We start from the raw sequence: 24,764 nt of genomic DNA on the forward strand, positions 1-24,764 counted from the left end.
ATAACACAGTATATTGATTGTTTTTAGATTAAAACCTTAATATATTATGTGTAAAATTTATTTTGTGATAGTCCCTTTTATAGTTATTTAACTATAGATAAAAAAACCTAGTGACGGAGGAATAATATGAGATATATATTAAATAACTCTTATGATCCATATCATAATTTAGCACTTGAAGAATATATATTTAAGGGGATAGGACAAAGAGAAGACTTTATAATATTATGGCAAAACCAACCCACTGTACTTGTAGGAGTACATCAGAATACTATAGAAGAAATAAACCTTGAATATGTTAAAAAAAATAATATAAACATAGTAAGAAGATCAACTGGTGGTGGTACTGTATACCAAGATTTAGGAAATTTAAATTTTTCTTTTATAACAAGTTATGATGAGAATAATCTAATAGATTTTAAAAGATATACAATACCAGTTATTAAAGCTTTAGATAAATTAGGGATTAATACTAAACTGAGTGGTAGAAATGATCTTACTATAGATAATAAGAAATTTTCAGGAAATGCACAGAGTTTATGTAAGGGAAGAATACTTCATCATGGTACTTTGTTGTTTAATTCAGATTTAGAGGTATTAAGCAAAGTACTAAAGGTAGAAAAAGATAAAATCCAGTCAAAAGGAATAAAATCTGTAAAAAGTAGAGTAACTAATATAAGTGATTATCTACATAAAGATATAGATATAAATAAATTTAAAGAGTTTCTTTTAGAAAATTTATTTGAGGAAGAAGATTTACAGGAATATTGTTTAACAGAAAAAGATATAAAAAGCATAAAAGACTTGAAAGAGAATAAATATATGACGTGGGAATGGAATTACGGAAAATCACCTAAGTTTAATTTAAAAAATTCTAAAAGATTTACTAATGGCAAAGTAGAAATATTATTAAATGTAAATAAAGGCGTTATTAAAAATTGCAAAATTTATGGCGACTTTTTAGCATTAACTAATGTTAATACGCTAGAACAAAAAATTATAGGATTAAAATATCAGGAAGAAGAGTTAATTAAATTACTAAATAGTGTAAATTTAAAAAAATATTTTGGTAATATAAGTGCACAAGAAGTTTTAAAATGCTTCTTTTAATATAAATGAGTTTACTATATTGTATGTTGGCAATAATAAAAGGGGATGGGGAATTATATGGAAAGTAAAATATTAAAGCCAGCTGAAGTATGTGAGGCCACAATAAAATCAGGAATAACTAAAGCAAATATTGGTTTTCTTCAAGGTAGTATTTTAGGTATATTAGCAGGAGCATTTATTGCAATTGGTGGAGCTGTATCAGCTGTAGTTTCTTACAATGTGACAAATGCAAGTATAGCAAAGTTATTAGGAGCTAGCGTTTTTCCTGTAGGTTTAATACTTGTAGTAGTATGTGGAGCAGAATTATTCACAGGTAATAACCTCATTGTTGTATCAGTATTAGATAAAAAGACTACATTTAAACAATTACTAAGAAATTGGGTAATAGTATATTTTGCAAATTTTATTGGTTCATTAGTAATAGCATTTTTAGTTTATAATTCAGGAATGTTAAACATGGGTGATGGAAAATTAGGAGGAACAGTAATTAAGGTAGCTTCAGCAAAATGTGGATTAAGTTTTAAGACAGCTTTTGCTAGCGGAATAATGTGCAATATTTTAGTATGTCTTGCTGTTTGGGGTGCTACAGCAGCAAAAGATGTGATTGGTAAGATATTTATGATATGGTTTCCAATAATGACCTTTGTAGCTTGTGGATTTGAGCACTGTGTAGCTAATATGTATTTTTTAATGATTGGCACATTTGCTAAATTAAATTCAGTTTATGTACAAGCATCAGCATTAACTCAAGATAAGTTAAATCTTATAAGTGGTTCAGGAATTTTAAATAATTTAATACCTGTAACATTGGGCAATATTGTAGGAGGTACAGTATTAGTTGGATGTGTGTATTTTATAGCATATAGATATAAGGCTGTAAAAACTAAAAATATAAAAAAGGACGTTAATATTTAGAGAGTGATATAAAAATAAGAGTACTTAAAATAAAAATTATATAGATAAAAAGTATATTTTTTAATTTATTTTCATAGTTTGTGTTGACTAAATCAAAAAAATGTTGTATGATTATTACATAAATTGAGAATAATTGAAGAAAAAGGTGATAAACATGAAGATTGCTGTAGTAGATGGCTTAGGTGGCGGACTTGGAAAAGCAATCATTCAAAGAATTAGAGCTCACTTTAAGAATGATGTAGAGGTTGTGGGATTGGGAACGAATTCTCTTGCTACAGCTAATATGATAAAAGGTGGAGCCCATTGTGCTGCTACTGGAGAAAATGCTATTAAGGTTACTAGTGAAAAAGTTGATGTTATAGTAGGACCCATAGCAATCATTGCTGCGAATTCAATGATGGGAGAGATAACACCAGTAATGGCTGAAGCCATAGCAAGTAGTAGTGCTAGAAAAATTATACTACCTTTGAATAGATGTAATATTTATACAGTAGGTACTAGAGAGTTGTCATTGAGTGAAATGATTAATTTGGTCATTGAAGAATTGAAAAAGTGCGAAATTTAACCATGAAGGTTATCCAAAGATTAAGGAGAATCTTCATGGTTTTTTTTATTAAAATAAGGGGGAGTAGATATGCATATTCCAGACAATTATTTAAGTCCATCTACTTGTGTTGTAATGGGGGCTGCCATGATTCCTATTTGGAAGAGGACAGTAACAAAGGTTAAAAAAGAAATAAACAGAAAGAAAATGCCTGCTTTAGGGGTTTGTGCAGCTTTTTCATTTTTAATTATGATGTTTAATGTACCAGCACCTGGAGGTACAACTGCTCATGCAGTAGGAGCAGCCTTAATAGCGATACTTTTGGGACCGTATGCTGCCTGTATAGCAGTTACTATAGCATTACTTATACAAGCGTTATTTTTTGGAGATGGTGGAATATTAGCCTTTGGTGCTAATACATTTAATATGGCTTTTATAATGCCTTTTGTAGCACATTATGTTTATAAATTTATAAAAGAAAAGATAAGTAGTGAAAAAGGAGAATATATAGCGGCTTTTGCAGCTGGATATATAGCATTAAATATAGCAGCTTTATGTGCAGCTATTGAGTTCGGTATACAGCCAATTTTATTTAAAGATGCGGCAGGTATTCCAATGTATTGTCCATATTCTCTTAACATAGCAATACCGGCAATGATTATACCTCATTTGCTTATAGGAATTTTAGAAGGGGCTATAACTGTAGGAGTTTATAGTTATATAAAAAAAGTATCACCTGGAGTTATATATGAAAGTAAACAAGTAAATAATAAATCTTTATTTGGACTTATCATTGCATTAGTAATATTATGTCCATTAGGTCTTATTGCTACTGGTACAGCTTGGGGTGAATGGGGAACTGATGAAATTAAAGATTTAATAGGATTTATCCCAAAAGGTATGGAGAAAGGATTTAGTTTTAATTCGTTAATGCCTGATTATTCAGTAAGTGGCATACCAGAAATAGCTGGTTATATAGTATCAGCTTTAGCAGGTGTTGCATTAATAATAATAATATTTAAAATAATAGGTTCATCAAAACAAAAACATATTAATGCTGCAAAAAAGACAATTGATAATTGAAAATAATCATAAATTTATCCATCAATAACCATGCATTAGTTTCCTCTACCATTAGAAGGAAACTAGTGGATGGTTGTTGAATTATATAAGGGAATAACTAAAGAAGGTGAGAATGAGAAAATGGCAGTAGAAGATTGGCTTATGAAAAAAGATGAGTATGTACCTATAGATGATAAGGATAGATTTATAGACAAAACTATAGCTGGAATTTTAAAAATATTGTCAAGGATAAAAAGAGAAAGAAGGTATAGTGAAGGAGTAATATATAAATTAAATCCTTCATTAAAATTAATTTTTACTATTTTAATAATAGTATTTTTATCTATGTCTAGAAGTTTTTTTTATGTATTTTTAGTAGATACATATTTTCTTTTGATATTAAGTTTACTTGAAGGTGAAGAAATAAAGAAGATATTGGCTGTAAGTGTAATTATACCATTATTTACTTTGATTATGCTTTTGCCATCTATATTTATGGGAAATGTACAGAATAGTATGTTGCTTTTATTGAAAGTAGCAGGGACTGTTATTTCTATCAATATATTATCATATACGACAAAGTGGCATCATATAACTAAAGCGCTTAAGAAATTTTTTATTCCAGATATATTTATATTTGTTTTTGATATTACTATAAAATATATATATGTACTTGGAGAATTTGCATTAGAAATGTTCTATGCCTTAAAGATTCGCTCTGTAGGAAAGAATAACAATAAGTATATATCTCTTTCAAGAATAATGGGAAATCTTTTTTTAAAATCTAAAAATATGGGGGATGAAATGTATTCAGCTATGGAGTGTAGAGGGTTTACAGGAAATTATAATTCTTATTCAAAGTTTAAAATGAGATTTAAAGATGTATTATATTGTATAGTAAATATAATTATTATTTTATTATATTTTTGTATAAATATTTTATTTCAATACTAAATTTTGTACTAGGATGTGATGACATGATCGAATTAAAAAATATATCTTTTAATTATAAAAATAATGCAGCACTTAAAGATGTAAATATTTTAATAAGACAAGGAGAGTGTGTAGCTCTAGTAGGACCTAATGGAAGTGGAAAATCTACCTTTTTAAAAATTTTAAATGGCATTTTAATTCCTAATGAAGGGGAGTATATTTTTAACGAAGAATATATAACATCAAAAAAGCTAGAAAATAGTAAGTTTTCAAAGCTTTTTCATAAGAAAATAGGATTTGTTTTTCAAAATTCAGATGCTCAGTTATTTTGTTCTACGGTGTATGAAGAAATTGCATTTGGTCCTAGACAAATAGGATTAAAGGAAGAAGAAGTGAATAAAAGAGTATATGATTGCATGAAATTATTACAAATAGAAGAACTTAAACATAGAGAACCTTATAATTTAAGTGGTGGTGAAAAGAAAAAGGTAGCCATAGCAAGTGTACTGTCTTTAAATCCTGAAGTATTAGTTTTGGATGAACCTATGAATGGTATAGATCCTAAAGGTAAAAAATTTTTGAGAGATTTCTTAATAAAATTAAATGAATCTGGAAAGACAATAATATGTTCAACACATGATTTTGAATATGTACAAGGAGTATTTAAAAGAGCTTTGGTTTTTTCAGAGAATCATACCATTATAAGAGATGATAGTTTTAATAAAGTTATAAATGATGAACTTTTTTTACAACAAAATAATATAAAGTAGGCTTCTAGGCTTCAAGTGGAGTTTTTCATCTTATTTGAAGCTTAAGAAGCCTTTATTTGTAATTTTTATTTTTAAATAAAATATAATCCTTTTTTGGATTGGTTAAAAGTATCTTCAATTTTAGTACTATTTTCATATTTAGTTAGTTTAGAGATTAAATTTTCAAGTACTACATTTAATTCGTCAAAATTCATATTAGGGATATAATAAGTTTCAAGTTCATCATGAAGTTTTTTTGCTTGGGATATTATATTAAGACCTTTATTTAAAAGTAGGTAAAACATTTCTTTTTCTTCTTGAATTTTAGAGTTGTTTTTAGTTAAGATTTCTTTAGTTTGAAGCTCATTCAATTGTATTTGTATTCCTGGAAAAACTTTTTTATTTAGTTCATTTGAAGTTAGTATAGCAATACTTAAATCTGGAATAAGAACATGCTCAATTTGTTCAGGAATAAGGGGATGATGAAAAATCTCTACATAATGTCCACGTTTTAAAGCTTCACAGCTTAAATATTCAAGAATATCTGACTTATGAGTACCAGGTTCACCTTGTAATGCATATATAGTTTTATATTCAGAGTATAGGTTATCAATATATGTTATTATTCCATTAGGCGTAAATGCAGTAGCAAATAAGTGCCTATCAGTTCCTGCTTCAGATATATCAGTTTTAAATATTTCATTTTTAAGATTTTCTTTAAGATGATTTAACTTTGAGATATTTACTGCTTCAGAGTTTAATTTGCTCCAGCTGTCATGAATTATTTTTGAAGCGGATATATATTTGTATGCTCTTTGAAAAGTTTCACTTATGCAGTTATTTAGATTTATAATTTTAGATTTATTAGCTTTAAAACCTTCTTCATTCCAAAATTGTCCTAAATTTAATATTTCATCTACTGCACCTGGATTCTTAGGATCAACTACATGAGGTGAAGTTCCATCTAATAATGCGATATTTAATCCTCTTATTACTACTCCATCAAGAGAATTATTGTCTGAAGAACAGTGATGAAATTCAATATTATAGCCTTTTTCATTGAAATATTCACCTATGGTTTTAATTATAGAAGATTTTCCTGTACCAGGTCCTCCTTTTATGCATATAATTTTTCTTGCATCTTTTTGAGGTAAAATGTATTTATAAAAAGAATAAAAACCTTTTGATGTATTACCTCCAGGAAATAAATGTCTAATATGCCCCTTCATAATATCAATCACACTCCATTAATTATATACTAATATTTTACTTACTAATATAATACGCGTGATAGGTATCTTTAATACACCATATTTAAAAGTTTTATATATTGGTTAACTTACGCCAGTAAAATCTTTGTCTACTGTTATTACAGTATTATATGAAGAATTTATTTGTTTGAGCTTTTTATCTATATTTTTTAATAATTCCTTTGTTTCATTATTACTTAAATTTACATCAACACTTATTACAATATCAAATATTAAATTAATGTAATTGTTCTCGCCAACCATTCTAAAATCATGTATAGACTTAATTATAGGGAAGTCTTTTATTATAGCAAGTACATCATCTTTACATTTTGCTACCTTCTTATCATCTGTATTTATAGGATCCATATGGATTACAAGTAAAACATTAAATTTTTTTGATATATCTCGTTCTGCTTTATCTATTATTTCATGTAGTTTCAAGACAGATATATTACAAGGAACTTCAGCATGAAGAGATATCATAAATTTTGAAGGACCATAACTATGAATGATTATATCATGCACTCCAGTAATGTGATTATATTTAAGAAGTTCATTTTTAATATTTTTAACAAGTTTAGGATCAGGGGCTTCTCCTAATAGCGGACTTATGGTTTCCTTTACTAATGTAAATCCTGAATAAATAATAAATAAAGATATTAAAATTCCAATATATCCATCTATAGGAATAGATGTTAAAGTTGATAAAAAGAATGATAAAGCTACAACACTAGAACTTATAACATCACTGAAGGCATCTATTGAAGAAGCTTTTAATGTAGAAGAATTTATTTGGTTACCTAATTTTTTATTAAAAAACCCAAGCCATACTTTAATAAGTATTGATACTAGAATAATAACGAATGGTATTAGTTTAAACTTTATTTTAGTAGGATGCATAACTCTATTAAAAGAAGTTTTTATAAATTCAAATCCTACTAACATAACTAAAAAGGATACGATTAAGGCAGAGACATATTCTATTCTTCCATGTCCAAATGGGTGTTCTTTATCAGCTGGTTTATTTGCTAATTTAAAGGAAATAACAGTTATGATGGAAGAAGCTGCATCAGACAAGTTATTAAAAGCATCTGCTGTTATTGCTATACTGTTTGAAATAAAACCTACTACCAATTTAATGCTTGATAATAGTAGATTTGTGATTATGCCAATTATTCCACCTAAATATCCATAACTTTGTCTAACTTTATCATTATCTGTATTTCTGTAATCTTTTATAAAATGAGATATAAGAAAATTAGAAAACAATTTATATACACCACCTTTTAAGATTAATAATGAAAAATTAAAAATTAAGAATTAATAATGTAAGGAAGATTTTTGTTTTAACAAAAATCCAAATAATATATAATAAGTTATTTTGCTTTAAGGCAAAATTTCCTTAATTATTAATTATACATTATTCATTATTAATTGATTTTTGCATTATAAATTGTAGATTATTAATTCTCAATGTAATACATATATTTGCAATTGTCAACAGTTAACTTATTTTTTACAAAACGAAAAGAATATTTTTATAAAAAGTAGCTTAAAAAGTATAAAAATTAAAGTATTTTCAACTTTAATTTATTACTCCGAAGTATTTGTATATTATGTTATAATTTATGATGTGTTAAGAAGATAAATTTTATAAACTTAAGGGGGAGTTATGATGAGTAAAGAATTAGAATTTGCAAAAGAGCTTATTAATTTTGTGGATGAGAGTCCTTCTGCATTTCATGTTGTAGAAAATCTTAAAAAGGAACTTAAGGAAAATGGTTTTAAAGAAATAAAAGATTATGAAAAATGGGATTTAAAAAAAGGTGAAAGATATTATGTTACTAAAAATGATTCTGCTTTAATAGCTTTTGTAGTAGGAAAAGGAGAAGTAGAGAAAGATGGATTTAAACTAATAGGTTCACATACAGATTCACCAACTTTTAGAATTAAACCATGTCCAGAAATTACTGTAGAAAATACTTATGTAAAATTAAATACAGAAGTGTATGGAGGACCAATACTTAATACATGGCTTGACAGACCACTTTCTGCAGCAGGTAGAGTAACATTAAAGAGTAAGGATATATTAAATCCAGAAACTAGACTTGTAAATATAAAAAAACCAATACTTATAATACCTAATTTAGCAATTCACATGAATCATAAAGTGAATACAGGTGTAGAATTAAATAGACAACAAGATACATTACCTTTATTATCATTAGTAAATGAAAAACTAGAAAAGGGAAATTATCTTTTAAATGCAGTAGCAAAAGAATTAAATGTAAAACCAGAAGATATAATTGATTTTGATTTATTTTTATATGAGTTTGAAAAAGGAAGTATAATAGGACTTAATGATGAATTTATTTCATGTGGTAAATTAGATGATCTTGCTATGGTTCATGCAGGTATAAAAGCTTTAATGAATACTAATCCAACAGATGCTACTAATGTCATGGTTTGCTTTGATAATGAGGAAATTGGAAGTTCTACAAAACAAGGTGCAGATTCACAAATGCTATCAAATATATTAGAAAGAATAGTTATATCTTTAGGAAAAGGTAGAGAAGAATTTTTTAGAGCGCTTTCTAAATCATTTATAATTTCAGGAGATTTAGCTCATGCTGTTCATCCAAATAGAGGAGAAAAACATGATCCTACAAATAGACCAGTTATAAATAAAGGTCCAGTAATTAAAATAAATGCAAATCAAAGATATACAACTGACAGTAATTCATGCGCAGTTTATGAGATGATATGTAAAAAAGCAGGAGTACCTTATCAAAAGTTTGTAAATCGCTCAGATGAAAGAGGAGGTTCAACAATAGGACCAATATCTTCAACTCATTTAGATATAAGATCAGTAGATATGGGAACACCAATACTTGCAATGCACTCCATAAGAGAATTAGGAGGAGTAGCTGATCATACTCATGTAAGAAAATCTTTTGAAGAATTTTATAAACTATAAACAAAAATTGCGAGATAAACCAATAAGGTTTATCTCGCAATTTTTATTTATAATGAATTAATTCTGATATTATTGGCAAAAATAATCTAAGTAGCGCTGAATTTGAAAGAAATTTATGTGGTGATATTAAATTGTTTAAGAGGTGAAGTTATATGACTTATACTATCACGATAATTTCAGTATCTGTAATTTTTATGATACTTTATATTTTTAAAAGTTTAAAAAAAGAGAATAATGATGAAACCCCTATGGACATAGTACCAAAAATTATTGTTAATATAGATGATTTAGAAAAACATGCAGAAGAAATGGCGGCAGTTTATTCTAAAACAGAGAAAGGTAAGAAAAATAAAAGATTAATTAAGAGTATAGAAAAAAGCTTCAATTATATATTGATTGCACATAAAAAAGTAGATGAGTATCAAAAGAATAATAACGATAGACTTCATGCAGGGGAATGGCTTTTAGATAATATGTTTTTAATTGAAAAAGAATATAAACAAGTAAAGTCAATTTTATGTAAAAAAGACTATAGAAATCTACCTGTTTTAACGAGAGGAATTATGAAGGGATATCCTAGGGTATATCATATAGCGGTAGAAATGATTTCTCATACGGATGGTAATATAGATGAAAAAACAGTAGAAAGATTTATAAAAGCATATCAAAAAAATTCAATATTAACTAGTAAAGAATTATGGGCTTTACCTGTGATGATTAAAACAGCTTTAATTCAAAATATAAGTACGGTAGCTAATTCACTTGTTTTTGCACAAGAAGAAAAAAGAAAAGCTGATTTTGTTGGGGAAAGAATAATTAACGCATGTAATGGTGGAGATATATGTAAAGAACTTACATCTTTTTTTGAAGAAGATGTTGAATTTACATATTTTTTTGCCGAAAGACTTTTAAAATTATTAAAAGACAATGGTATTGAAAATACAAAAGTTTATGAATGGATAGATGAAAAACTACAAATTAAAGAAACCGATTATGATAAAGTAATAATTGTTGAACATCAAAAAGAAGCAGCACTTCAATTATCTATGGGAAATTGTATAAGTAGTATAAGAAAAATTGAAGCTATGAATTTCAGAAAATATTTTGAAGAATTAAGTTATGTTGAAAATTTATTAAAAAAAGATCCTGCATGTATATATGAAAAAATGGATTTTGAATCAAAAGATTACTATAGACATAAAATAGAAAAATTATCTAAAAAATTCAAACTACCAGAATCATTTGTTGTAAAAAAAGCTTTAGAGTGTGCTCAAAATTCAAAAATACAGAAAGGTAAGGAATATGTTAAACATATAGGATATTACATAATAGATGATGGAATAGTATGCCTTAAAGAAAAACTAAACATTAAAAAAGGCGTGTTTAATAAAAAAGAAAATAAAGTAAGTAAAAATAGAGTTAGGGCTTATTTAAGTACAATAATAATTGGAACTATAATAGTTATGAGTATTTTTATATGGTTAAGTTTTATAAATGATAATGATGTAACGTTATGGAGATATATTATTGCTGTAATAGCTCTTTTAATTCCATGTAGTGAAATAGTTATTTCTATTTTTCATTGGAGTATAAATTATCTTACTTCACCAAGATTTATTCCTAAAATGAATTTAAAAGATGGAATAGGTAAGGAAAACCGTACTATTGTTGTAATACCTACAATAATAAATAATATTGAAAGAGCTAAAGAATTAGTAAATCAGATGGAAATTTACTATCTTGCAAATAAATTTGATAATTTATATTTTGCGTTACTTGGAGATTTTAAAGATAGTGATAAAGAACATGAAGAAAATGATGATAAGATAGTAAATTTTACTTTAAGAGAAATTGAAATATTAAATAAAAAATATTGTAACGGTAAAGAAAATATATTTTTTTATTTGAGTAGATATAGGAAATATAATACAAAAGAGGAAAAATGGTTAGCTTGGGAAAGAAAACGTGGAAAAATAATGGAGTTTAATTTGTTATTAAGAGGAGATAACAATACAAGTTATAATGTTATAAGTAGTGATATAAGTGAGTTAAAAGAAGCTAAATATGTAATAACTTTAGATGCAGATACTCAGCTTCCTAGAAATGCTGCTAGAAAACTTATTGGAGCAATGGCTCATGTATTAAATAAACCAATAATAAGCAATAAAACAGATAGAGTAATGAGAGGATATGGTCTTTTACAACCTAGAATAAGTGTAGATGTAACTAGTGCTAATAAAACACTATTTTCTGAAATATTTTCAGGTGAAATAGGTATTGATGTATATACTACGGCTATTTCAGATGTTTATCAAGATTTATTTGGTGAAGGAATATTTACAGGTAAAGGTATATATGACATAGACATATTTAACTATAAGTTAAAAGATGAAATCCCTGAAAATTCTGTATTAAGCCATGATTTGTTAGAAGGGTCATATGTAAAAGCAGGTCTAGTAACTGATATAGAATTAATAGATGGATATCCAGCATATTACAATGCTAGTTGTAAAAGATTACATAGATGGGTAAGAGGAGATTGGCAGCTTATACCGTGGATATTCAAAAAAAATGGATTAAATACTTTATCTAAATGGAAATTATTAGATAATTTAAGAAGAAGTTTATTAGCTCCTTCTGTAATTATTTTAATAACATTATCTTTCAATGTATTACCAGATGGTACAGATAAATGGGTAGCTGCTGCTATTTTAGCATTTTTATGTCCGATTTTATTTGACATAACAGAATTTGTTATTTCACCTATAAAAGGCATAAGTTTGTCTGGAAAAATTTCTGGTATAAAAATGGTATTTTCTCAAGTCTTTTTTATATTTTGTTTTATACCATATCAAGCATATTTAATGATAGATGCTATATTTAGGACACTGTATAGATTACTGATAAGTAAAAAGAATATGTTAGAATGGCAAACAGCAGCAGATGCAGAAAAAAGTGCAGGTAAAACATTAACAAGTTACATAAAATCTATGTGGATGGGAAGTGCAATAGCTTTAGGAATTCTTGTTTTAGCATTTACAAAATCATATTATGCAGGTGTTTCTGCATTACCGTTTTCATTAGTATGGTTTTTGAGTCCTGCAGTAGCATATTGGATAAGTAAAGATAAAAAGAAAGTAAAGAATAAATTAAATAATAATGAAATTAATGAAGTTAGAGAAATATCTAGAAGAACATGGGCTTATTTTGAAGATTTTATTTGTGAAGAAAATAATTGGTTAGCACCAGATAATTATCAGGAAGAACCACATAAAGGAGTAGCTTATAGAACGTCACCTACTAATTTAGGTATGGGATTGATGTCTAACATAACAGCTTATGATTTAGGGTATATAGGTTTACTAGAGTTGATTGATAGACTTAATAATATAATTTCTAGTATGGAAAGTATGAAAAAAATGAAGGGCCATTTTTATAATTGGTATGATACTAGAACTAAGGAACCACTATATCCAAGATATATTTCTACTGTAGATAGTGGAAATTTAGTAGGATATTTGTGGGTAATAAGTGAAGCATTAAAAGAGTATTTAAATAATGAAATTCCTATTAAAAATTATATTTTAGGTTTAGAAGATACTGCAAGATTAGCAGATAAAGAGATTAAAGAAAAAGCAGGAATAGAAAATCATTATATAAATATATTAAAAGAAATAGACTTAAAAGAAATAGATATATTTACTTTTAATGAGACACTTAAAAAAATACAGGATAAATATAAAGAGGTATTTATAGAGGATGAATGTGATTATTGGAATAAAAAATTAAAGTGTTCTGTAGATATGTTGATAAAAGAGACAAACACAATATTCCCATGGATAAATAATATATCAAAAGAACAGAAGCTATGTAAGTCAATAGATGAAGTATTTTTAAATAAAAGTTTTTCACAAATAACAAAATTAGATGGACTAAAAGATGTGAAAGTAAATGATTTATTAAAAGTTTCAAAAGAAAAAATATCAAGTATTAATTTACAAATTAATGATTTAATAAATAGAATAAGTTTGATGGCAGAAAATACCGATTTTTCATTAGTATTTGATAATGAAAGAGAATTGTTTACTATTGGATATGATGTTGAAAACAATACTATAAGTAAAAGCTATTATGATTTATTAGCTTCAGAAGCAAGGCAGGCAACTTTTGTTGCTATTTCAAAGGGGGACGTAAGTGAAGTTGTATGGTTTAAGTTAGGAAGAGCTTTGGCAAATATTAATAATTCTAAGGGATTAGTATCTTGGAGTGGTACTATGTTTGAATACTTTATGCCTCTTTTAATAATGAAGAATTATCCTAATACGTTGCTTGATCAAACATACAATTCTGTAATACATGGTCAAAAAGCATATTGTAGTAACAAAAATGTTCCATGGGGAATTTCTGAATCAGCATTTTATCATTTTGATGTAGATTTAAACTATCAATATAAAGCTTTTGGGGTTCCAGGAATAGGTGTAAAAAGAGGATTAAGTGATGAACTTGTGATTTCTCCATATTCTACTGTTTTAGCAATGCAATTAGATGTGAAAGGTGCTTTTCAAAATCTAAAAGTATTGATTAAAGAAGGTATATTAGGGAAATATGGTTTTTATGAAGCTGTAGATTACACAAAAGAAAGACTAAAGGGAAAAGAAAGTTCTATAGTAAAATGTTTTATGGTACATCATCAAGGTATGAGTTTGATGGCACTTGATAATGTATTAAATAATAATATACTTCAAAATAGATTTCACAATATACCAAGAGTTAAAGCTTCAGAATTATTACTTCAGGAAAGAATTCCTAAAGTTGTAATTTATCAAAGAGAGAATGATTACTCTAAGGAAAAAGAAGAAAAAATCAAAACGCAAGATATAATAGTAAGAAATTATAAAACAGCAAAGACTACAATACCACAAATACATTTAGTATCTAATGGAGAGTATAGTTTAATGATTTCTAACAGTGGAAGTGGATACTCTAAGTACAAAGATATGACAATATATAGATGGAGAGAAGATGTAACATTAGATAACAGTGGAATGTTTTTTTATATAAAAGATGCTTCAAACAATAAGTATTTTAGTTCAACATATGAGCCTTGTCAAACTAATGAAGATAGATATGAAGTTACATTTTCTCTAGATAAAGCTCAGTTTAAAAGAAAAGATAAAGATATAACAACACAAACAGAAATTGTTGTATCAAATGAAGATAATGCAGAAATAAGAAAAATAAGCATAATCAATAATAGTGATATAGACAAAATTATCGAAATAACAAGTTATTGTGAGGTTACATTATCAAATTATAGTGCAGATTTAGTTCATCCTGCATTCCAAAATTTGTTTGTACAAACGGAATATGTTGAACAACCAGAATGTATTCTTGCAACAAGAAGAGCAAGGAAAAAAGAAGATAAAGATAATCAACCTTGGATTATGCAGACAGTATTGGTAAATGGAGAAGCTTTAGGAGCTGTACAATATGAAACTAGTAGAGTTAATTTCATAGGTAGAGGAGGAAATTTAAAAAATCCATTGAGCATGGAAAAAGATATTCCTTTAAAAAATAGTGTAGGTACAGTATTAGATCCAATAATGAGCATAAGAAGAAGAGTTAAAATTCCAAAAGGTCAAAAATGTGAAGTTATATATACAATTGCTTTTTCTCATTCAAGAGATGAAGTAATAGAACTTGCTAAAAAATATAATGAATATAGTAATGTAGACAGAAGTTTTAAATTAGCATGGGCACAAGCACAGTTAGATATGAAGTATTTAGCAATAAAATCTACTCAAGCTAATTTATATCAACTTGCTGCTTCAAAAATATTATTTTTGAATTCATCCTTTAAAAATAGAGAGCAGTATATTAAACGTATTACAAAATCTCAAAGTGATTTGTGGAAATACGGAATTTCTGGGGATGTACCTATAGTACTTCTAATATGTAGAACAAGTAAAGATATTCATTTAGTAAAACAACTTTTAAAGGCACATGAGTATTGGAGTATAAAAGGGCTGAAAGTAGATTTAGTAATTGTAAACTTAGAGGATAATTCTTATACTCAACCGCTTCAAAATACTATAAAAGAGTTGATATTATCAAGTTCACTTAGGGATAAACAAAATAAAAGTGGAGGAGTATTTTTTTATAATAGAGCTACGATTGAGGAAGAAGATATAGAGTTTTTAATTTCAATAGCAAGATTATTTATAGATTCTGAAAAAGGTTCTTTTGTAAATCAAATTAAGGATTCACTTGAACTATCAGAAAGTGAAGAGGAATTAAAAGTACAAAATATTAATTATGATAGTAAACCATATAAGCATGAATTAGAAGAATTAAAATACTTCAATGGTTATGGTGGATTTAGTAAGAATGGTGACAAATATGTAATAGTTTTAAAGGATGATAAAAACACACCGGCACCATGGATTAATGTAATAAGTAATAAAAATTTTGGATTTAATGTAACGGAAAGAGGAAGCACATACACATGGTGCTTAAATAGTAGAGAGAATAAAATAACTACATGGTCTAATGATTGGGTAACTGATTGGTGCGATGAAATACTTTATTTAAGAGATGAGATAAATGGTAAAGTGTGGAGTATAACATGTAATCCTATAAGAGATAAGGGAGAATATGTAATTGAACATGGATTTGGGTATTCTACATTTACACATGAATGTAATGGCATAATTGGAAAAACAACTATGTTTGTTCCAAAAGAAGATAATGTAAAGGTATGTTTAGTAAATTTAAAAAATAATACTTCACAAAACAGAAGTTTATCTTTAACTTACTATTCTAGATTAGTACTCGGAGTTGTTCCACAACAAACTTCTCAATATATATCAACTTATTATAAAGAAGATAAAAAGTATGTATATGGTAGTAATCCATACAGCTCAAGTTTTGGTAATCTAAAAGCTTATTTAAAAATAGTTGGAGGGAAAGATGAAAGTTTCAGTGGAGACAGAACAGAGTTTTTAGGTAGATGTGGAAATTATGAAAATCCAGAAGTATTAAAGAAACAGCGATTAACCAATAATGTTGGAGCTGGACTTGATCCATGTTTAGCTTATAATTCAAAAATAGATTTGAATCCAGATGAAGAAAAAACTCTAATTATTTTATTCGGTGAAGACGAAAGTTTAGAGAAAATTGATAATGTTATAGATAAATATTCTAATGAAATAGATGTAGCAAAAGAGTTAGAAAACGTGAAAAGTTATTGGAATAACCTATTGCATACTGTAGAAGTAGATACGCCAGATGAGACTATGGACATAATGCTTAATGGATGGTTGATGTATCAAACATTAGTATGTAGAATATGGGCAAGAAGTGCATTTTATCAGTCTGGTGGTGCTTATGGATTTAGAGATCAGCTTCAAGATGTTATGCAAGTTGCGTATTTAGATCCTACAATTACAAAAGAACATATATTATATAGTGCTTCAAGACAATTTATAGAAGGAGATGTTCAACACTGGTGGCATCCAATTGTAGAAAGTGGTATAAGAACTAGATTTTCTGATGACTTATTATGGCTTCCTTATGTAACAATACATTATATAAAGTCTACAGGAGATTATTCTATACTTAATGAAGAAGTTGCATATTTAGAAGATGAACCTTTGCAAGAAGGAGAGGACGAAAGATATAAGATATCTAGTGTTTCAAATGTTAAAGGTACCATATATGAACATTGTGTAAAAGCAATTGAAAGATCATTAAAATTTGGTGTTCACAATATACCATTAATGGGAAGTGGAGACTGGAATGATGGTATGAGTACAGTAGGAAATAAAGGTAAGGGAGAAAGTGTATGGGTTGGATGGTTTTTGTATAGTATTTTAAATGATTTTACTGATTTATGTGTATATATGAATGACTCAGAAAAGAAAAATAAATATGATAATGATAAAGAATTCATAAGAAGGAATTTAGAAGAAAATGCTTGGGATGGAAGCTGGTATAGAAGAGCATATTTTGATGATGAAACTCCTTTAGGTTCTTCACAAAATGATGAATGTCAGATTGATTCTTTATCACAATCATGGGCAGTAATATCTGGAGCTGCTAATGAAGATAGAGCAAAAGAAGCTATGAAATCACTAGAAAAATACCTAGTTAAAGAAGATAAAGGTATGGTGTTATTGTTAACTCCACCATTTGATAAATCAAATTTAGAACCTGGTTATATAAAAGGATATGTGGCAGGTGTAAGGGAAAATGGAGGACAATATACTCATGCAGCTACTTGGGTAATTTGGGCATTGTGTAAATTAGGTATGGGTGATAAAGCATGGAAAATATATAATATGATAAATCCAATAAATCACACCCGTTCATATTTAGAATGTGAAACATTTAAAACAGAACCATACGTTATGACAGCAGATGTTTATGCTAAAGAACCTCATGAAGGTAGAGGCGGATGGAGCTGGTATACTGGTACTTCAGGTTGGATGTATAGAGTAGCTATAGATGGTATATTAGGTTTAAAATTAAAAGGTGACAAAGGATTTACTATTGAGCCTTCAATACCAAATTCTTGGAAAGAATATAAAATCACATATAGAAAGAAGAATAGTATTTACAAAATAAAAATAACTAAATCAGATAGAAAAGAAGTAAAGTTAGATGGAAAAGTATTAGATGATAGGATAGTTCCATATTTACAAGAAGGAGAACATATTGTAGAGGTAACAATATAAAATAAAAAAGGAATTGTAAAAAAGAATAAAGTACAAAGAATAAAGTAAGAATAATAAACTTTGTACTTTATACTTTAATTTAAGTTAAATATCATCTCCACCATCATAAGTGTAATCAAATTCAACATTAGATATATTATTAGATATTATAGGATCAGTTACATTGTCAGGAAGTTCTACAGAATCTTTTTTAGAGTAACTTTTTTCTTGTTTTGGTTTTTCTTTAAAATAACCTCTTTTATGAGGAGTATAACTTTTATTTTTAATTTTATCCATTTATAAAACCTCCTAAATTTGAAATATATTTATTAGCTATGTATTTAGTATTCCTCTCTTAACAGAAAAAATTAAATTAATTATATACAGATATGTATTGGTATGGTATTAAAAAATATATAATTGAGTATATAGAAGAAATACTGTTGACATTTGAAAAAAATAGTAATAACATATATAAAAAGGATTATAATATTAATAAATAATGTTTAGAATCGTTGAAGAGAAGTAAGTAGGTTTAAAAACAGATTTACAGAGAACTGTAGATGTTGAGATTACAGTAATTATGATTAAACTGAATGGGTCTATGAGATTCGGAATGAAATTTTAGTAGTTCTTGACGTTAGTCTTACGTTATAAAGACAGGATATCATTGTGTATCTGACAATAAGAAGAAGCTATGTAGCTATATATGTATATGGTTTCTTAAAATTAGGTGGCACCACGTTAATAACGTCCTATGGAAATTTTCCATAGGACTTTTTTATTATAATAAAAAAGGGAGTGAAAACATGGAAGGTAAAAAAGTAATATTTAGTGGAATTCAACCTTCAGGAGATTTAACATTAGGTAATTATTTAGGAGCTATAAAAAACTGGGTTAGATTACAAGAACAATATGATTGTTATTTTTGTGTAGTGGATTTACATGCAATAACTGTTAGACAAGAACCAAAAGATTTAAGAAGGAGAACTTTAGAACTTCTTTCTATATATATAGCTTCAGGTATAGATCCAGAAAAAAATACAATGTTTATTCAATCACATGTTCCACAACATTCAGAAGCAGCATGGTTGTTAAATTGTAATACTTACATGGGTGAATTATCTAGAATGACACAATTTAAAGATAAATCGGCTAAGTCTGGAAATAGTATTGCAGCTGGATTATTAAATTATCCAGTATTAATGGCTGCAGATATATTATTATATCAAGCAGATTTAGTACCAGTTGGAAGAGATCAAAAACAACATTTAGAATTAACAAGAGATTTAGGTGAAAGATTTAATAATTTATATAGTCCAACATTTAAGATTCCAGAAGCATATATACCAAAAGCAGGGGCAAAAATAATGGATTTACAGGAACCAACAAAGAAAATGTCCAAATCAAGTGAAAATGCTAATGGATTTATATTAATAATGGATCCACCAAATGTAATAAGAAAGAAAATAAGCAGAGCTGTTACAGATACTATAGGAGTTGTTAAATATAGTGATGAACAACCAGGAATAAAGAATTTAATTAATATTTTGAGTGCTATAAAATCAATATCACCAGAACAAATAGAAGAACAATATGATGGAATTGGATATGCTAAATTTAAAAGTGATGTTGCAGATGCAATTGTAGAGGAATTAGAACCAATTCAATCTAAAGTTAAACAACTTGTTTCAGATAAAAAATATCTTGCAGAGGTATATAAACAAGGGGCAGAAAAAGCAAAATATGTTGCTAATAAAACACTAAGAAAAATGAAGAAGAAAATAGGATTTATACCAGAGAATTAAGATATCTTATTAAAAAACATCAAGATTGAAAACTATTTTTAGTTATCAATTTTGGTGTTTTTTTATGTAATATGTGCATTTGTTCTATTATGTAATATTGATATTTTAATGCAATAAGTAGAAATAATAATAACCTTATACATAAATGTAATAAATTGAAAATAAAACTATTGTATGGTAAAATAATTTGTGAAGTTCTTATTAAATTTATGCTTAATAATGATTATGAATTCATAGTGTACAATAAAAATAAAAGTTTGAATATTAAAAATATATTACAAATAAGTGGTAGTATATAGATTTAAAAACAAAGGTGATTTTAAAATATTAGTAATTCAATTTTCACAGGTGAAAAATAACCGCTACGTGAAATGATATCTTGCTCTGAAACCTTTTACTTTAAAGATAATTAATATTTAATAATGAATAATTAATAATTAAGGAAATTTTGCCTTAGGGCAAAATAACTAATATAATTAAAGATTTTTGCTAAAGCAAAAATCAACCTTCATTATTCATTTTTAATTATTAATTCTTAATTGATTTTAAATGTTTCTTACGCAATATATCATTTCCCTTCGCTAGACAGTATTTTTTTACTGTGAAAGTTGAGTTAGTAACTTTATAGAAAAGGGGAGTGTAAAAAATGGAAGAAAAGATATTAACCACTTGCCCATATTGTGGAGGAGGATGTCAATTATATTTAGTAGTTAAAGATGGACAAATAGTAAGAGCAGAAGCAGCAGATGGAAGAACAAATGAAGAAAAATTATGTCTTAAAGGTCGTTATGGTTGGGATTTCTTAAATGATCCTAAGCTCTTAACTCCTAGGTTAAAAAAGCCTATGATAAGAAAAAATGGACAATTAGAAGAAGTTTCGTGGGAAGAAGCTATTAAATTTGTTGCTGATAACTTGACAATGATAAAAGAAAAATATGGACCAGATGCAATTATTGGTACAGGTTCAGCAAGAGGACCAGGAAATGAAGCTAACTACGTAATGCAAAAATTTGTGAGGGCTGTAATTGGTACAAATAATATAGACCATTGTGCTAGAGTTTGACATGCTCCTTCAGTAGCCGGGCTGGCTTACTCATTAGGAAGTGGTGCAATGACCAATTCAATAGAAGAAATAGAAGATACAAATTTGTTATTTGTATTTGGATATAATGCAGCAGATTCACATCCAATTGTTGCAAGAAGAATAGTTAAAGCAAAAGAAAAAGGTGCAAAAATTATTGTAACAGATCCAAGAATAACTGAAACAGCAAGGATATCAGATTTAAGGTTACCTATAAAAGGTGGAACAAATATGGTTTTAGTTAATGCATTTATCAATGTATTAATTAATGAAAACCTTTATAAAAAAGAATATGTTGAAAAATACACAGAAGGTTTTGAAGAATTAAAGAAGATAGTAGAAAAATATACTCCCGAATATGCTGAAAAAATAACTAAAGTTCCAGCTAAGGATATAAGAAAAGCAATGAGAGAATATTCTAAAGCTAAAGATGCTATGATTCTTTACGGAATGGGAGTTTGTCAATTTTCTCAAGCAGTAGATGTGGTTAAAGGTTTGGCAACACTTGCATTATTAACAGGAAATTATGGTAGACCTGGAGTTGGAATTGGACCAGTTCGTGGACAAAATAATGTACAAGGAGCCTGTGATATGGGAGTACTTCCCAATGTATATCCAGGTTATCAAGCAGTTACAAATAAAAATGTAAAGAAGAAATTTGAAAAGGCATGGGGAGTTAAGCTTTCAGATAAAGTTGGGTACTCATTAACTGATGTTCCAAGATTAGCATTAAAAGAAAATAAACTTAAAGCCTATTATATTTTTGGAGAAGATCCAGTTCAAAGTGATCCTAATTCATCAGAAGTAAGACAAGCTTTAGATAATATAGATTTTGTAATAGTTCAAGATATATTTATGAATAAAACAGCTCTTCATGCAGATGTTATACTTCCTGCTACTAGTTGGGGAGAACATGAAGGTGTTTACACAAGTGCAGATAGAGGATTCCAAAGATTTAGAAAAGTAATAGAGCCAAAGGGTGATGTAAAACCAGATTGGCAAATAATAAGTGAAATATCTACTGCTATGGGATATCCTATGGAATATAAAAATACAGAAGAAATTTGGAATGAAATAAGAAGCCTTTGTCCTAGTTTTGCAGGTGCAAGTTATGAACGTATGGAGAAATTAGGAGGTATTCAATGGCCTTGCCCTAATGAGGATCATCCAGGAACGCAATACTTATATAAAGGTAATAAATTTACTACTCCAAGTGGAAAAGGAAGATTATTTGCTGCAGAGTGGAGAGCACCAGGAGAGTCTCCTGATAAAGAATATCCACTTAGTTTATCAACAGTAAGAGAAGTTGGACATTATTCAGCAAGAACTATGACAGGAAATTGTAGGGCTTTAAAGGAATTAGCAGATGAACCAGGATATATACAAATAAGTATAGAAGATGCAAAAGATTTAGGAATAGAAGAAGAAGAATTAGTAAGAGTAACTTCAAGAAGGGGAAGTGTAGTAACAAGAGCATTGGTTACAGATAGAGTAAAAACAGGTGCTACTTATATGACATATCAATGGTGGATAGGTGCTTGTAATGAACTAACCAGTGATTATGTAGATCCTATTTCGAAAACTCCAGAATATAAATATTGTGCAGTAAAAGTTGAAAAAATAGAAGATCAAAAATGGGCAGAAGAATATGTAAAAGAAAAATACAAAGAGATAAAAAATAAAATGGGAATTAAATAACGAAAATTAACTATTTGATAAGGAGAAGGAAAAATGATTAGTATAGATGAGGCATTAAACATAATTAATAAAGAAACAAAAGTATTAGAACCTGAAGAAGTAGATTTAATGAAGTCACTCAATAGCGTACTAGCAGAAAATATTTATTCCAAAGATAATTTACCACCGTTTAATAAATCAGCTATGGATGGGTATGCTATCAAAAGTGAAGATACAAAAGAATGTAATGATAAAAATAAAATTAAACTTACTAAGAAAGCAATAATAAAAGCAGGAGATTATTATGAAGGTGAATTAGAAAAAGGACAAGCAATAAAAATTATGACAGGAGCAGCAGTTCCTAAGGGAGCAAATGCTGTAATAAAAATAGAAAAAATAGTAGAGGATAAAAATCAAATAATTATTTCTGAACATGTAAAAGAAGGAAATAACATTATTAAATTTGGAGATGAAATTAAAGTTGGTCAATTAGCTTTAGAAAAAGGGAAAATTATTACTCCAACAGAAATAGGAATTTTAGCTTCTTTGGGATATAGTAAAGTAAAAGTTTATAGGAAACCTAAAATATCAATTGTAACAACTGGAAATGAACTTATGGATATAAATTCTAAACTAGAAAAGGGAAAAGTGAGAAATTCTAATGAATATTCATTAAAGGCTTTATGTATTCAGTTAGGTTCAGAAGTGGAGTCTTTAGGAGTAGTTACAGATGATAAAGAATATTTAAAACAAAAAATTATGAAAGCTTTAGATAAATCAGATATAGTAATTAGCTCAGGTGGAGTATCAGTTGGGGACTATGATTTTGTAGAGGATGTTTTAGGTGAAATAGGAGCAGATGTTAAGATTACCTCTATAGCTATTAAACCAGGAAAACCAACCACATTTGCAACTGTTGGAGATAAACTTTTCTTTGGACTTCCAGGAAATCCATTATCAGTATTAACTACGTTTGAAGAATTTGTTAAGCCAACAATAGAAAAGATGATGGGAAAAGATGGTTTTAATAAGAAGTATTTTAAGGTTATAGCTGCAGATAATTTTAAATTAAAACAGGATAGAAGAAAATATGTTTATGTTGAAATTAAAAAGAAAGATGAAAAATATTATGCATATGAAGTTGGTTCACAATGCTCAAATTATTTAATGACTAGAAGTAGAGCAAATGGAGTAATGATAATACCAGAAGGGGTTAGTAGTGCAAAAGCAGGTGAAGTTTTAGATGGAAGATTTATGTACAAATAAAAATATTAACCCTAAAGTTATTTCAATAGTATCAACAAAATCAGGAATGGGTAAAACCACTTTAATTGAAGGTGTAATTAAAGTTTTAAAGCAAAAAAACTATAAAGTTGGTGTTTTAAAACATGATGCACATAATTTTGAGATAGATAAAGAAGGAAAGGATAGTTATAGATTTACAAAAGCAGGAGCAGATAATGTAATTATTAATTCTTCACAAAAGCTAGCTATGGTTCAAATATTAAAAGAACAAAAAAAAGTAGAGGATATACTCAAACTTTTTGTTGGTGTAGATGTTGTAATCATAGAAGGGTTCAAAAATAATAAATATCCAAAAATAGAGGTTCATAGAAACGGCATAGATAATCGATTGTTATGTGAAGATAATAATTTTGATAGTTCAACATTTATTGCTATAGCTAGTGATGAAAAGTTAGATAAAGATATTCCAATATTAAATATAAATAATCACTATCAAATAGCAGAGTTTATAGTTAAATCAATTTTGAAATAGTATTTTACTCAATTTTCTGAGTAAAATACAGTCGCTGCGGGAAATGATATATTGCTATGAAACCTTTCACTTCAGTAACAAGTTCTAAGCTTTACTCATATTGAAAAAAGATTTTTTAATTAATATTCCGTAGGAATTAGTAATTAAAAATGACTTTTTTGAAA

Annotated in this window: 16 protein-coding genes and 1 other annotated feature; of the genes, 13 read left to right on the forward strand and 3 right to left on the reverse strand. The window is 27.7% G+C overall.

The genetic code is table 11. The features are described 5' to 3' along the window. Positions 1-126: 126 nt before the first annotated feature. From ACFIJ5_RS02770 to ACFIJ5_RS02795, 6 genes are all read left to right on the forward strand, one after another. Positions 127-1,110 (forward strand): lipoate--protein ligase, encoded by a 984-nt coding sequence (locus ACFIJ5_RS02770; RefSeq protein WP_379803514.1) that lies wholly within the window; start codon positions 127-129, stop codon positions 1,108-1,110. Between the two features lie 57 nt (positions 1,111-1,167). Further along, entirely contained in the window at positions 1,168-2,025 is an 858-nt protein-coding gene (locus tag ACFIJ5_RS02775; protein ID WP_379803517.1) for a formate/nitrite transporter family protein, read from the forward strand. A 154-nt stretch (positions 2,026-2,179) separates the two neighbouring features. Further along, positions 2,180-2,590, forward strand: coding sequence for a DUF3842 family protein (locus ACFIJ5_RS02780; protein WP_379803520.1), 411 nt, complete (start codon positions 2,180-2,182; stop codon positions 2,588-2,590). Positions 2,591-2,659: 69 nt separating this feature from the next. Then, positions 2,660-3,652, forward strand: a complete 993-nt coding sequence (gene cbiM / locus ACFIJ5_RS02785) for a cobalt transporter CbiM (RefSeq protein ID WP_379803522.1) — start codon at positions 2,660-2,662, stop codon at positions 3,650-3,652. Positions 3,653-3,721: 69 nt separating this feature from the next. Further along, positions 3,722-4,585 carry an energy-coupling factor transporter transmembrane component T gene (locus ACFIJ5_RS02790; protein ID WP_379803524.1) on the forward strand — a complete coding sequence of 288 codons (864 nt, stop codon included), beginning with the start codon at positions 3,722-3,724 and terminating at the stop codon, positions 4,583-4,585. 23 nt (positions 4,586-4,608) lie between these two features. Continuing rightward, complete coding sequence (locus ACFIJ5_RS02795; protein WP_379803527.1) at positions 4,609-5,334, forward strand: energy-coupling factor ABC transporter ATP-binding protein; 726 nt, start codon at positions 4,609-4,611, stop codon at positions 5,332-5,334. Positions 5,335-5,405: 71 nt separating this feature from the next. Here ACFIJ5_RS02795 and ACFIJ5_RS02800 read toward each other — a convergent pair whose 3' ends face one another. Then, entirely contained in the window at positions 5,406-6,542 is a 1,137-nt protein-coding gene (locus ACFIJ5_RS02800; RefSeq protein ID WP_379803529.1) for a PRK06851 family protein, read from the reverse strand. Between the two features lie 105 nt (positions 6,543-6,647). Then, on the reverse strand, positions 6,648-7,835 hold the full coding sequence (locus ACFIJ5_RS02805; RefSeq protein WP_379803531.1) for a cation diffusion facilitator family transporter: 1,188 nt from the start codon (positions 7,833-7,835) through the stop codon (positions 6,648-6,650). Between the two features lie 406 nt (positions 7,836-8,241). On the opposite strand from ACFIJ5_RS02805, the gene ACFIJ5_RS02810 reads away from it, so the two are divergent. Both ACFIJ5_RS02810 and ACFIJ5_RS02815 read left to right on the forward strand, forming a co-directional pair. Next, positions 8,242-9,543, forward strand: coding sequence for a M18 family aminopeptidase (locus tag ACFIJ5_RS02810; protein WP_379803533.1), 1,302 nt, complete (start codon positions 8,242-8,244; stop codon positions 9,541-9,543). Positions 9,544-9,695: 152 nt separating this feature from the next. Continuing rightward, positions 9,696-18,278 (forward strand): GH36-type glycosyl hydrolase domain-containing protein, encoded by an 8,583-nt coding sequence (locus tag ACFIJ5_RS02815; RefSeq protein WP_379803536.1) that lies wholly within the window; start codon positions 9,696-9,698, stop codon positions 18,276-18,278. A gap of 84 nt (positions 18,279-18,362) precedes the next feature. On the opposite strand, the gene ACFIJ5_RS02820 is transcribed toward ACFIJ5_RS02815, so the two are convergent. Further along, on the reverse strand, positions 18,363-18,554 hold the full coding sequence (locus ACFIJ5_RS02820) for a hypothetical protein (RefSeq protein WP_379803539.1): 192 nt from the start codon (positions 18,552-18,554) through the stop codon (positions 18,363-18,365). Positions 18,555-18,763: 209 nt separating this feature from the next. Then, positions 18,764-19,018: a binding site (T-box leader), on the forward strand. Between the two features lie 48 nt (positions 19,019-19,066). Between ACFIJ5_RS02820 and trpS the strand changes: the two genes are divergently transcribed. The 5 genes from trpS to mobB all read left to right on the forward strand — a co-directional run bounded on the left by trpS (position 19,067) and on the right by mobB (position 24,600). Beyond that, complete coding sequence (trpS, locus tag ACFIJ5_RS02825) at positions 19,067-20,065, forward strand: tryptophan--tRNA ligase (protein WP_379803542.1); 999 nt, start codon at positions 19,067-19,069, stop codon at positions 20,063-20,065. A gap of 155 nt (positions 20,066-20,220) precedes the next feature. Beyond that, positions 20,221-20,364, forward strand: coding sequence for a hypothetical protein (locus tag ACFIJ5_RS02830; RefSeq protein ID WP_379803545.1), 144 nt, complete (start codon positions 20,221-20,223; stop codon positions 20,362-20,364). Between the two features lie 347 nt (positions 20,365-20,711). Then, entirely contained in the window at positions 20,712-22,844 is a 2,133-nt protein-coding gene (gene fdhF, locus ACFIJ5_RS02835; RefSeq protein WP_379803547.1) for a formate dehydrogenase subunit alpha, read from the forward strand. A gap of 33 nt (positions 22,845-22,877) precedes the next feature. Then, on the forward strand, positions 22,878-24,089 hold the full coding sequence (locus ACFIJ5_RS02840) for a molybdopterin molybdotransferase MoeA (RefSeq protein ID WP_379803549.1): 1,212 nt from the start codon (positions 22,878-22,880) through the stop codon (positions 24,087-24,089). After that, entirely contained in the window at positions 24,067-24,600 is a 534-nt protein-coding gene (gene mobB / locus ACFIJ5_RS02845; RefSeq protein ID WP_379803552.1) for a molybdopterin-guanine dinucleotide biosynthesis protein B, read from the forward strand. Before ACFIJ5_RS02840 ends, mobB begins: the two co-directional genes overlap by 23 nt. The last annotated feature ends 164 nt before the right edge of the window (positions 24,601-24,764 follow it).

Origin of the sequence: Haloimpatiens myeolchijeotgali, assembly GCF_042688525.2 — a bacterium.
Lineage (GTDB): Bacteria > Bacillota > Clostridia > Clostridiales > Clostridiaceae > Haloimpatiens.